At 31.3% G+C, this 12,987-nt stretch carries 12 protein-coding genes; 6 read left to right on the forward strand and 6 right to left on the reverse strand.

Annotated elements, in window-relative coordinates:
• Positions 1-4: 4 nt before the first annotated feature.
• On the reverse strand, positions 5-1,627 hold the full coding sequence (locus L3X37_RS04760) for a 4Fe-4S binding protein (RefSeq protein WP_237239023.1): 1,623 nt from the start codon (positions 1,625-1,627) through the stop codon (positions 5-7).
• A gap of 11 nt (positions 1,628-1,638) precedes the next feature.
• Complete coding sequence (locus L3X37_RS04765; RefSeq protein WP_237239024.1) at positions 1,639-2,976, reverse strand: NAD(P)/FAD-dependent oxidoreductase; 1,338 nt, start codon at positions 2,974-2,976, stop codon at positions 1,639-1,641.
• Positions 2,977-3,176: 200 nt separating this feature from the next.
• Here L3X37_RS04765 and L3X37_RS04770 point away from each other — a divergent pair, with 200 nt between their 5' ends.
• The 6 genes from L3X37_RS04770 to L3X37_RS04795 all read left to right on the forward strand — a co-directional run bounded on the left by L3X37_RS04770 (position 3,177) and on the right by L3X37_RS04795 (position 8,775).
• A complete protein-coding gene (locus L3X37_RS04770) occupies positions 3,177-3,890 on the forward strand; it encodes a DUF547 domain-containing protein (protein ID WP_237239025.1) in 714 nt (237 codons plus the stop codon).
• Positions 3,891-3,919: 29 nt separating this feature from the next.
• Positions 3,920-4,840, forward strand: a complete 921-nt coding sequence (locus L3X37_RS04775; protein ID WP_237239026.1) for a transporter — start codon at positions 3,920-3,922, stop codon at positions 4,838-4,840.
• A gap of 38 nt (positions 4,841-4,878) precedes the next feature.
• Positions 4,879-5,883, forward strand: a complete 1,005-nt coding sequence (locus L3X37_RS04780) for a glycoside hydrolase family 113 (RefSeq protein ID WP_237239027.1) — start codon at positions 4,879-4,881, stop codon at positions 5,881-5,883.
• Positions 5,884-6,615: a hypothetical protein gene (locus L3X37_RS04785; RefSeq protein ID WP_237239028.1), complete on the forward strand. Its 732-nt coding sequence runs from the start codon at positions 5,884-5,886 to the stop codon at positions 6,613-6,615.
• On the forward strand, positions 6,612-7,868 hold the full coding sequence (locus L3X37_RS04790; protein WP_237239029.1) for a POTRA domain-containing protein: 1,257 nt from the start codon (positions 6,612-6,614) through the stop codon (positions 7,866-7,868). The genes L3X37_RS04785 and L3X37_RS04790 overlap by 4 nt, the downstream gene beginning before the upstream one ends.
• A 175-nt stretch (positions 7,869-8,043) precedes the next feature.
• Entirely contained in the window at positions 8,044-8,775 is a 732-nt protein-coding gene (locus L3X37_RS04795) for a metallophosphoesterase family protein (protein WP_237239030.1), read from the forward strand.
• A gap of 1 nt (position 8,776) precedes the next feature.
• On the opposite strand, the gene L3X37_RS04800 is transcribed toward L3X37_RS04795, so the two are convergent.
• The 4 genes from L3X37_RS04800 to arsM all read right to left on the reverse strand — a co-directional run bounded on the left by L3X37_RS04800 (position 8,777) and on the right by arsM (position 12,984).
• Positions 8,777-10,306, reverse strand: a complete 1,530-nt coding sequence (locus L3X37_RS04800) for a carboxypeptidase-like regulatory domain-containing protein (RefSeq protein WP_237239031.1) — start codon at positions 10,304-10,306, stop codon at positions 8,777-8,779.
• A gap of 85 nt (positions 10,307-10,391) precedes the next feature.
• Positions 10,392-11,090: a TIGR04283 family arsenosugar biosynthesis glycosyltransferase gene (locus L3X37_RS04805; protein WP_237239032.1), complete on the reverse strand. Its 699-nt coding sequence runs from the start codon at positions 11,088-11,090 to the stop codon at positions 10,392-10,394.
• Between the two features lie 8 nt (positions 11,091-11,098).
• The gene (locus tag L3X37_RS04810; protein ID WP_237239033.1) at positions 11,099-11,980 is read right to left on the reverse strand and encodes a DUF547 domain-containing protein; all 882 of its coding nucleotides are present in this window, start codon (positions 11,978-11,980) and stop codon (positions 11,099-11,101) included.
• Between the two features lie 32 nt (positions 11,981-12,012).
• Positions 12,013-12,984, reverse strand: coding sequence for an arsenosugar biosynthesis arsenite methyltransferase ArsM (gene arsM, locus L3X37_RS04815; RefSeq protein ID WP_237239034.1), 972 nt, complete (start codon positions 12,982-12,984; stop codon positions 12,013-12,015).
• Between the last annotated feature and the right edge of the window lie 3 nt (positions 12,985-12,987).

Here is a 12,987-nt window from a genome sequence, read left to right on the forward strand (position 1 = left end):
GGGTTTATTTTTGGTTTACTAAATCCATAAGGTCTACATCGTTGCCCAATAAAATATCAGTCGGATTAATACGACCTTTTTCTGGTCCATTTTCTAGTTTTAAAACACCTCGTGGGCAAACTGCAGAACAAATACCACAACCTACACAACTAGAGCGCACTATATTTTCTCCTTTCTGCGCATAAGCACGAACATCAATTCCTTGCTCGCAATAGGTAGAGCAGTTTCCGCAAGAGATACATTGTCCTCCATTTGTTGTAATTCTAAATCGAGATTTAAAACGCTGTACTAAACCTAAATAGGCTGCTAACGGGCAACCAAAACGACACCACACGCGATTACCAAAAATAGGGTAGAAGCCAGTGCCAATTACACCTGCAAACCAAGCTCCAATTAAGAAGCTATAGGTGTCTTTTATCCATTGTGATTTTATACCAAGAAATGCTTCATCTCCTGAAAAATAGCAGTATAAAGTCACCAATGTCATTACTAATGAGAACATTAGAACGGAGTGAATTAACCAGCGCTCTAATTTCCAAGCATTCAAACTTTTATCGGAGTGTTGTCTATACGGGTCGCCTAAAGTTTCAGCTAAACCACCACAACCACAAACCCATGAGCAATACCAGCGTTTTCCAAAGAAATATACCATAACGGGTACGATTATAAGTGTTAATATGATACCCCAAACCAATATAAAAAGCCCAATTGCTCCACTATCTCTTAAGCTATCTAAATTCCATTCAAAAAAGAAATCGTAATCTAAAGGAAATGCATTTTTAAAATCGTATCCAGGCATATTAAGACTTGTCATGATTTCAGGAATAAGGAACGCAAAAACAATTTGAAAAAACAACACCGAAGTAGTACGAATGATTTGGTATTTGTTATGTCTATATTTTATGTACATACGTGCTGCCATAACTAGCATAATTACACAATACAAAAACCCATAAACAAACCATTGACTTGCTGGTCCACCATTTAGAAATTTACTTATAGGGTCAAGAATATATGTCCAATTAACAACATAATCTGCCATAAAATATAGCAATAAATAAAATACCACTAAATACACTAAAACTAACCAAGCAATCCAACCACGATTGGTACTTGCTTCATGATAAATACCGTTGTGTTTAATACCAGGTCTGCCTAATAAAATAATGTTTGGTAGTATAAAGAGTAGTGCGCCAATAATTGCTAGCCCAAACGTGAACCACCATAGTAAACCACCATGTTTCTTCACAAATCCAGAACCCGCTTTTTTTGCTATTTCATAACTTAAAGTATGAGGTTTTCCATAGATTTTATATTGGTATTGTTCACCTTTTTTGTCCCAGTTTTTTTCAGCATCATACTTTGCTATTAATGTATCATAATGGTTGTTGGAAGTTTCATAAGCATTTCGAACGCGACTAGAAAACTCAAAAATATTTAAGTCTTCCTCGGTAACTGTAGCTTTTTTAAGTTCCTCTTTTATAATTTCACTTTTATAGTTTTTTGATGTTATGAATTCATCAAATTCAGCTTCTGATAAACTAAAACTACCTGTAAAGAGTGTTCCGGTAAAAATGCCTAAGCCTATTAAAAATAAGACTAATCCTAACTGTTTTATTATTTTCATGTCTTTATTTTTTAAGCGAATATGCGTTTCCAACTTTTCTTTTTAAGTTGAATGTTAGTATTGTTTTCTGTATTAAATTTTTTAACGATGTCTTTCTCGTGAAGTTTATAAAACTCAGGATCGAAGTTGGCGTCTGCTAAGTATTCTAAAACATAATCTACAGACTCTTTTTTGGTTAAAACTTTATCAAAAAACTCATGGCGCATTCTAATGCCGAAGGTATTTATGCCTATAAATCCTCGTGTATTTTTATCATAATTAATGTGAATACATTTATTACCATCTTTATGTTCCCAATAAAAACGCGCTTCATTTTCTCTAGGTTGCGCCCAAACCCAACCATAAGTTTGATATTCAATATCAAAGAATTTTGCAGAGTTAAACCAATGTCCAGGTTTATATTGAATACGGTTTCCACAAATGGTTTGTGCAACGGTTTCTCCCATCATGCGTCCTGTGTACCAAACCGCTTCAATGGTTCTGCGTTGGTCAATACCTTCATGTTGTTCGGCACAATCTCCAACGGCATAAACATCAGGAATATTAGTTTCTAAATAGCGATTTACTTTTACGCCTCTTCCTGTTTCAATGCTAGAATCTTTTATAAAATCGATATTAGGTGAAACACCAGCAGTAAGTCCAACTACATTACAAAGAATTTCTTCACCTGTTTCCTGAATAATTACCGATTTTACTTGTCCATTTTCATCGGAAACTATTTCTTTTAAATTGGTAGATAATCTTAAATCGATACCGTTGGCTAATATTTCGCGATTTATCATCGTACTTTCTTCTTCTGGTAACACACCATTCCAAAAACTACTTTCTCGTACCAAAAAAGTAACAGGAATATGTCTGGAATGTAACATTTCTGCCAACTCAATTCCAATTAAGCCACCACCAACAATTACAGCACGTTTGCAAACTTTGTTGTTTGGTGCATATTTTTCCAGTTTTTCCAAATCCTGTTTATGGTACATCCCCATCACACCATCTAAATCTTGCCCATGCCATCCAAATTTGTTGGGTTTACTGCCCGTAGCAATAATCAATTTATCATACTGTAAGGTGTCACCTTCTGCAAAATGCAAGGTTTTAGATTTAGTTTCAATCTGCTTTACAAAGCCCTTTTTAAGTTCAATCCTGTTTTTTTTCCAAAACCAATCCTCATATGGTTGTGTATGTTCAAACTTCATGTGACCCATGTACACATACATTAATGCAGTACGAGAAAAGAAATAATCAGTTTCGGCAGAAACAATAGTAATTTTTTTGTCGGAAAGTTTTCTAATATGTCTTGCAGCAGTTACGCCAGAAATTCCGTTTCCTATAATAACGATGTGTTCCATGATTTTGTTAGTTATGCTGTAATAGGTCGAAGTTAAATATAATAACTTAACTTGAAGTATTAATTTAGAATTGCTTTAAATTGAAACAATAGTGTGAGGTTTAAATTTTTTACAGAGGGCAATTTTTTTTAACAATGTAAGTTAACTAACATTTTATACGACATAGATGTTGTTGCTTTGTAAACGAAAAATTAAATCGAATGAAAAAACAAATAATCATATTAGTAATTATTTTAGTTAGTAGTATAGGATTTTCGCAAGATATAAATGGCTTTCTTAATAAAGCTGATGTGTTTTTTAAAACCCATGTTGTTAATGGAAAAGTGGCTTACTCAGAAATTCATAAGGACCAAAGTGATTTAAATGAATTATTAAAAATAGCAGAAGTTGTTTCGGTTTCAAAAAATGATGCAAAAACATATCAGGCCTTTTGGATTAATGCCTATAATTTATCTGTAATAAAAGGAATTATAGATAATTACCCTACTCAATCGCCTATAGATAACGCTGGTTTTTTTGATAAAACAACTTATAGTTTAGCAGGTAAAAACATTACCTTAAATGATATTGAACACAAATTGCTGAGAGCCCAATTTAACGATGCTCGGTTTCATTTTGTATTAGTCTGTGGTGCCGTTGGTTGTCCGCCATTAATTAATAAAGCGTATTTACCAAGTACTTTAGATTCGCAATTAGAAGCACAAACCGTTAAGGCTATAAATGGAAGTTTTATAAATGTGAATGCTAAGAAAAAACGTGTTCAAGTATCTCAAATAATGGAATGGTATAAAGAAGATTTTACAATGAATGGAATGGATGAAATAGATTTTATAAACAAATACATAACAACAAAATTAGAAGGAAAGTATAAACTAAGCTACTTTCCTTATGATTGGGAATTAAACAAACAATAACTAACCAATTAAATTTAAGAATACATAAGATGAAAAAAATAATAGCATTACTCGTGTTTTTAGTGATAACATTTTCAGGGTTTTCTCAGGAAGAAGATCAAGAACAAAAACGCAGTGTTATTCAAACTTATACACCATCAATTTTGCTTAAAAAGGGTCAATGGGATATAAAATGGTTCAATAATCTTTATACTGAAACAAAAGATTTATTTGGTGGTCCAAATGGTAATCAAAAACAGAATATTCCTAGAAATACTTTTTTCACTTCCACAGTGGATGTATTTACAGGGGTATCAGACAGTGGTAAATTTAATTTGGGGCTTATTTTAGAATTTCGTTCAAATGTAATTGGAGGAAGAAAAGCTTTAGATGTTTTGAAGTTCGACGGTCAAAGAGGATCTGCGCGTTCTGGGTTTACATCATTTGCACCTGCAATAAAATTCAATCCAATAAAAAATGTAGGTAATTTTACTATTCAAACCGCTTTTCACATTCCTTTAGTTGATAATGAAGATGAAAACGGCGTGTTTTTAGACCAAAAAGGCTTCATTTTCCAAAACAGATTTTTTTATGATTATAGTTTTACAAGTGGCGATTGGCAATTGTTTTCTGAATTAAACACAGAATATAATTTTGGTAAAAAACTAACTAGAGATAATAATGGAAACCAAATTGAAGGAAGTTTTGCTAACAATAGTTTGCGCTTAACACCAGGGGTGTTTTTAAGTTATTTCCCAAGTTCTAAATTCACCATTTTAGCATTAATACAACACTCGCAATTAATTGATGTGGGAAATGATTTTTCTCAAGATTTTACAGCTCTAGGAGGCGGTTTAAAATATCAATTGACTGATGAGTTAAATATTGAAACCTTGTACACCAATTTTGTTAGAGGAAATTCTACAGGTTTGGGACAAACGTTTAATATAGGCTTAAGAGCATTATTCTAATTAATAATGTAAATTAGAAGCTTATTAATTGTTTTATAATGAAACTATTTAAGCTTCTAATTGTTTTTTTTATATTAAGTTTTCAAGCTTGCTCAAGTCAAATTGAAAAAATTAACGGAGTAAGTTTTGTGGCTTCAAGAGAAGCTCTTAAGAAGGTTCATGTAAAGCCTGTTACTAGTGTTAATGCAAATTATGCGGCAGTCATGCCTTTTGGGTTTATAAAAAATTTAAACCACCCAGAAATAGTTCATAACACAGATAGACAATGGTTTGGAGAAACTAGAGCAGGAGCAAAGCAATATATAGAAGTACTTAGAGAGCAGCAGATTAAAATCATGTTAAAACCCCAAATTTGGGTTTGGCATGGCGAATTTACTGGTTATATTGAAATGAAAGATGAGACTAATTGGAAACTGTTAGAAGATTCATATACCAGTTTTATAATGGAATATGCTTTACTAGCTCAAGAAGTAAATGCCGAAATATTTTGTATTGGTACCGAACTTGAAAAGTTTATTGTAAACAGACCAAAGTATTGGAATAATTTAATAGCTAAAATAAAGAATATATATAAAGGCAAATTAACTTATGCAGCAAATTGGGATGAGTTTAAACGCACTCCATTTTGGAGTGATTTAGATTTTATTGGGGTTGATGCATATTTTCCCGTTAGTGAGAGTAAAACACCAACAGTTGAAGATTGTTTAAATGGATGGAAAGAGCATAAACCAGTTATTAAAGCACTTTCGAGTACTTTTAAAAAACCAATTTTGTTTACCGAGTTTGGCTATAGAAGTGTAGATTATGCAGGAAAAGAACCTTGGAAAAGCGATAGAAGCATGAATCAAGTTAATTTAGAAGCTCAAACTAATACAACTAAAGCTCTATTTGAAACCTTTTGGAATGAAGACTGGTTTGCAGGTGGTTTTGTTTGGAAATGGTTTGTTAATCATAATAAAGTTGGGGGTTTAGATAACACTCAATTTACCCCACAAAATAAACCTGTAGAAACTGTATTGCGTGAACAGTTTATTAAATTCTAAATGAACAAAATAAAGTACATATTTGTTAGTTTTTTAGTTTTTACATCTTGTTTAAATGATAATGATGACAACTTAGGGAATACTTTAGATGTTTATATTTTAAATAAATCTTTTGAAATGGGAGCTGTTATTGCTTGTGCAGCAAGTGATGAAAAAACAAACGATGTTTTAACGTTTTATTACCCAGAAGCAGGAGCTATTAATATTCGGTTTTATGAAACCCAAAATGCTCAAGTTAATAAAGATGATTTTTCAAATTACCTTCTAAACGATCTCTATAGCGAACCTCTTTTTAATGGGTATTTAGGGAGGTTTCCACAATCGTCACCCAATGAAAAATGGGTTATTGTTACTTTTGAGTTGGATGGAGAAATAAAAATATCAAACCCAATTAGAATTAAGCATTTAACAAAACCCACAGTTTGGAATGATGAAGTTGCCATAGATCAATCGCAGTCTGGAATGCCAAATTTTAAGTGGGAACACAATGCTTTTGGCGATAATGCCATATACTTTCAAGTTGTTTCTGATGAACAAAACAATTTACTTTCAGGAACTTATACCTATGATAATGATTTTCAATATTACGACATTTCTAATGTGGTTTTAAATGTAACAACAGATGCGCCACCAGAATTAATTATAGGAAACAGTTATAATTTCACTTTAATGGATGTTAGTGAAGATAATTGGGTAAATTGGGTAATTCAAAAAACTTTTGATGCACAATGAATAAAATTCTAACCATCCTAATATTGAGTTTATTTAGCGTGAGTCTGTTTTCGCAGAATTTTACAGTTGCCGATTTAAAAATTCAAGGCAATAAAAAGCTTAAAACATCTTTTATAAAAAGTATTTCAACAATTAAAGCAGGAGCAAAGTTAGATTCATTAGTTATAGAGCAGGATATAAAGCGTTTAAAACATTTGCCTTCGGTATCGCACGCCTACTACCAAGTGTTTCATTCTGCAGATAATGAATGTAATGTGTTTTACAATATTGAAGAGAACTTTACTTTAATACCTTCGGTTAATTTTTATACCACAGATAATGATGAGTTTGCCTATCGTATAGGTTTATACGAGTTTAATGCCTTTGGAAGGAATATTATTTTTGGTGGGTTTTATCAGAAAGATATTTACGATTCGCATGCCATTAATCTTAGAGCCCCATTTTTGTTTTCTAAACATTGGGGATTAGCTGCTAACTATCAAGATTTAACCACACAAGAACCTGTGTTTTTTGAAGATGAAACAGCACAATACAAATACAATAATAAGAGCTACGAAATTCTTGGTTTGTACCGATTCAATTTTCATAATAGATTAGAATTTGGAGTAAATTACTTTACCGAAGATTACCGTTTTAAAGGAGAAAACGTTAATAATCGTCCCGAATTAAACGTGCATAAATGGTTGGTAAAGGGGATTTATGAGTATAACAATCTAAATTATTTTTATCAATTTGTTACTGGCTTTAGAAGCATATTCAATTTTCAATACGTTACGTCAACCAACGATATGCTCCCTGACTTTTTTATAGGTTGGAATGATTTTTTTTATTTTAAACGTATAGGAGAAAAAGGGAATTGGGCTAACAGAGTGCGATTGGGTTTATCTAGTAATGATGAAACACCGTTTGCACCTTTTTCTGTTGATAATAATTTAAATGTTCGTGGAGTTGGTAATACTATTGATAGAGGCACAGGAGTTATTGTTTTAAATACAGAATATCGTTATACATTATATGAAAAAAATTGGTTTGTTTTACAAGGAAATGCATTTGTAGATGCAGGTTCTTGGAGAAACCCAGGAGGCGATTTTGGCGATTTTAGTAAGGATGACAACATTAAAGTATATCCGGGTTTAGGCTTACGCTTCATTCATAAAAAAATATACAATGCCATTTTTAGAATTGATTATGGTTATGGTATAACAAAAAACTCAACTAACGGTTTTGTATTTGGTATTGGGCAGTATTTTTAAAGTATTTAGGGCGTTACCCCTTCGTGCCTTGGGGTCGGGCTTTCACAAGTCGCTCTCTGCGAGGAGCTCCAACAATTGCTCAATCCCTAACGCACCAACCCGCCAAAGTAAGTTTTCAAACGCAAAATCTGGTTAATTCCAATACAAACATTTATTTTTGATTGAAAATTTAAGTATGCGAACATTTGCAATAGGAGACATTCATGGGGGTTTAAAAGCTTTAATTCAGCTCTTAAATAAAATGGAGATAAAAGATGATGACACCCTTATTTTTGTAGGCGATTATGTTGATGGTTGGAGCGAATCTGCTCAAGTTATTCAGTTTTTAATTGAGCTATCACAAAAAATAAACTGCATATTTATAAAAGGAAATCATGATGTTTGGTGTGAAGAATGGTTAAGAAACGACGATGTTAACCCCATTTGGTATATGCACGGTGGCAAAGAAACTATGGATAGTTATGTGGGTTTTTCAGAAGATAAAAAAAAGGAACATTTAAAGTTTTTTGAAAGTATGCCACTGTTCTACATTGATGATAAAAAAAGGTTATTTGTTCATGCAGGATTTACATCAATGCATGGTGTAGAAAAAGAGGTTTTTAAAGCGAGCCTTTATTTTGATAGAACACTTTGGGAGATGGCTTTAATTATGGATGAAAGCATTGAGAAAGATTCAACTATTTATCCAAATCGATTAAAACATTACTCCGAAATTTATATTGGGCATACACCAACAATCAATTTTAAAGTAGATGAACCTATGCATGCTGCAAATGTTTGGAATATTGATACAGGTGCTGCCTTTACTGGTAAGCTTTCTGGGATTAATATAAATACTAAAGCCATTTTTCAGAGTGATAATTTACCAGCTTTGTATCCAAATGAAAAGGGGAGAAATAAAGTGTAAACTACTCAATACTCTTAAAATCTTTTATAGCTTGGTTAGGTTCCATAACGTTATATCCTTTCCAAAACTCAGGATCGTATTTTGGTAAATATGTTGGTTTAACTTTAGCCTTTTCTTTAAAACTGTTAAATATAGTTTCAGTGATGCTTTCGTTTTCAAAAACTACAAGTTCCTTTTTTACAATATTAGCTACCTGAAAATGAATATCTGTTGATATTTCATTTTGTTTTCTTCTGCCTTTTGTGTGTTTGTTTTTTTCAATAATTTTTAAAGGTCTTTTAATACCAAATTTACTCCCTAATTCTACTTCGGCATATTTAAGTGCATATTTATCCGTGTTGTTTTTCGAGTAAATATACGTGCCTTTTGTTTGGTAATGAGAAAAAGAAATACCTAAAAGCCTAAACTTTTTTAATGGTTTTACATTCTCATAATCTAATCGTATAATCGCAAAATCATCAGTATTAACATATATTACGCCTTTAAAATCTTCTTTTCTTTTAGGCGTAAAAGTTATTTTATAGGCAAATTCGCCATTTAAAAATTGGTAATCTAAAAGCTCGAATTCGTATCGGTTAGATTTTTCAAGAAAGTTTAAATGCGAGTCTTCAAAAATACAACTACTAGCTCCTAAATTTGAAATAGCATGTTTTCTATATCTTAAAAAGTTCTTTTTCCTTTCAGCTTCATTCTTTTTTTGCTCTTCAATAAAAGCTTTTGTTTTTTCAATGTCTTTGTCTACTTCTTTATTTTTACCAAAAAGTGAAGAATCTATATCTTCTTTTGTTTCAAAAATTCCAGATTTAATTTTAAAATACGAGTCTCTTTTAACGTGCTTTTTAAATATGTTATTAAACTTTTCTTCTAAACCTTCAAATGAGATTTCATTGTTTTTATCATAAAGGTTTGAAGCCTTAATAATATCTAATTTCAAAGCATCTTTAGAAATAGGTTTTTGGTAAAAATCACCTAAAATTTCAGTATAGTTTCCAGAGTTTTTTGGCATGATGTATAAAATGCTATCCACAAACTTTTGATTAATTTCTGGAATCGTCGATTTTTTAATATCTATCGTGTTTTTAATAATATTATTATTGTCAGATTGTCTGTAAAATAACCTGCTTTTACTATATTCAAAATCGTAATTATTAGCTAAGTTCTCTTTAGCTTTTTCAATTATTTCATCTACTGTGTATTTTTTATTAGAAACTAAAACTTCATTTAATTCAATAGATTTTGTGCTTAAAACAATAATACTGTCTGTAAATTTTTTAACTGCAACGCGTTTAGTTTCATAGCCCAAGCAGTTGATATAAAGAGAGTCTTTTTTAGTGATTTTTTTACCTAAATACATCTGAAAAATACCATTTTCGTTACTAATAACACCAGATTTTTTATTGAGTTCTATAGTTGCAAAAGGGATAGGCTTTTGCGTAGTAGAATCAATCAATTTTGCATGTATTGATTCTTGTGCATTAAACAATTGAGAAATAAAAAGGGTAACTAATAAAAAAAGTAGTTTTGGCTTCATATAAAAATCTATACGCTATTAAATTAGACGATTTTATTAGCTAAATGTAACATTTAGGGTTTCATTAAGTGAGTTTTATCACTTTTTAACACTTAACGTGTTTTAAATAATATTGGTTAAGTTTTTCTGGCGAGGCTCCTAACCATTTTTTTAAATGAATAGCCCAATAATGAAATTGTAAACGCCAAATACCATTAGTGTTGTAACGTCTTGGAGATGTAGTTAACCATTTTTGAATAACTACAAACTGCTTACAAGCGTATAGCTTACCAATTAAATCGTTGTCTTCGTAAATTTTAAAATTTTCGTTAAAACCACCAATAGTATTAAAAAGAGATTTTGTAATAAATAAACTTTGATCGCCGCCACGACAAGATTTGAATGGTAGTCGAGTTAATTGACCTGCAAGTTTTAGCCACCAATGGTTACTATTAAACCTCATAATAAAGCAACCTGCTTGATTGCTATTTTTAATTTGATTAATGATGTCTGTGTCAAAATTTTTAGGTGGAAGTGAATCTGCATGTAAAAAATATAGAATGTTTCCTGTGGTATTTTCTGCACCTAAATTCATTTGTTTTGCACGTCCTTTTTTTGAATTTTGAAATGAAACTTTTTTGAATTTTGAAATAATATTTTGTGTGTCATCTTTACTGCCGCCATCAACAACAATAATATCTGCTATATTTTCTTTAGAAGTGTTTTTAAGCAAGTATTCAAGCAGATTGCCAATATTATCTGCTTCATTTAATGTAGGTATTATTATAGAAATTTGGTGTTTCATCTTTTTATTTATTCATTCAAACTCCAATTATAATTTTTAAAATTTTTTTTTGCTTTAGCGGAAATTTTAATCTCAGAATATTGATTTAAAAAATCTATCAAACTCCCATCTTGCTTAAAATCTTTAGCAAACCACTGAAATATTTTTGACAATTTTATATTGTCTTTTGAGATATTGTTTTTTGTTGAATCACTTAAAAAATCTTTTGTTGTTTTGGTAAGTTGCTCTTCTAAATTTGATGCAGTAAAAGCTTCGCTTAATAATTTAGGGCAAGAAACTGAAGCACAAACAATAGCAAAATGAATTCTGGGTTCGTTCATTTTTCGTAAAATTTTATGCTCAATCTCGTTTAAATTATACCATTTATTACCTAATTTCCAATAGCGCAAATCCCAAGGTTTATCTATCTCTTTTATGCTTTTTATTGGATAATGACGTAAAATTAAATCGACAGTCATAGCGTTGTAAGCATTAATCCAAAAGGCTAATTTGTCTTGTTTTGATAGTGTTTGAAAAGCTTCATTTGAAAACATTAAATTTAGTGTATGAATATAATCAAGTAATTTTTTACGATTGGTTTTAAATGATTTATAATTTACAACGCCATTATTAGAAACATGTTTTACTAACAATTCATCCCATAATTGATGCGTAGTAATAAATCGTTTTGAAAGTGTTTGATTAAAGTATTTATTAACTTCTTCTTCAGTTATTTCTAGGTTTTGAGAATCTTCTTTTGTTTTAGGTTCTTTTTTAACAAGAGTATCTACTTTCTTTACAGTTGTCGTTTCCTCTACAGCTTTTGGTTTACTTGTGTTTTTAGTAATTTTTTTTGTTCCAGAACATGATGTTAAAAAACTAAGAAGTAGTATAAGAACTAGATATTTCATAATTTAATAAATTACTAAAGGGCAATTATTGCCTAACAACATCCGCCACCATCGTAATGAAACGTAGACTCACTAAAATAAATATCGTCTCTATTTAAAGCTTGTAAAGCTCCAGCTGTTTTATCGCAAATAGCTAAAGGCTGATTTTTTAGTAAAATATGACCTAAACCATCATCAAAATAATCTTCGTCTCCATAATAAATAGCAGCTTTTCCTGTAAAAACACATGGACCATCTTCGGGAATTGGATCTTTAATGGCGGCCACTTCAATAGATTCAATATAAATTAACTCATCTGTTGGATAATTTTTAGGATCTAAAATTCTGTATGGTTTTCTGGCTCTAATCTCTATAGTACCAAAACCAGCATTAGTTAATGCTTTAACGTATTCTGCTATTGGTAAACTTCCACTTAAGCAAAGTGCTCTTAAACGTTCGTCGTTACGTAATTCATCATTCATTGGTTGCTCACATGTAGGGTCGCTCATTACCAAACGACCATGAGGTTTTAAAACACGATACATTTCGGCAATGGCTTTCTTTAAATCATCAGCCTTAAAAATGTTGAATAAGCAATTTTGCGCAGCGACATCAATACTATTATCTTCAACAGGAAGATGCATAGCATCCCCTTTTTTAAGATCTACAAATTCACTTTTAAACCAAGGATTTTGCGCTTCAGCTTCTATAAAATTTTTGCGTGATGCTTCTAACATTTCATCTACAACATCAACACCAATAACACCATTTTTTTGACGATTAAAATATGCAAACTGTAATAATTCCATACCGCCGCCAACACCAACATATAGCATTTTAGGGTTGTTAGTTAAATCGCGTGCATGAACGGTAGAACCACAACCATAGTTCATTTCTTGCATGATTTTAGGAATTTTTAATCCTGGTAATTCCCAAATAGGATTAGTGGTACAGCATAATCCAATATCTGGTGTTAGAGCTGCTTCTTTATATACATCGTGAGTGGTTTCTAAGTAACTGCTCATAAA

The sequence above is a fragment of the Wocania arenilitoris genome, from assembly GCF_021728535.1.
In the GTDB taxonomy this organism is placed as follows: domain Bacteria; phylum Bacteroidota; class Bacteroidia; order Flavobacteriales; family Flavobacteriaceae; genus Wocania_A; species Wocania_A arenilitoris.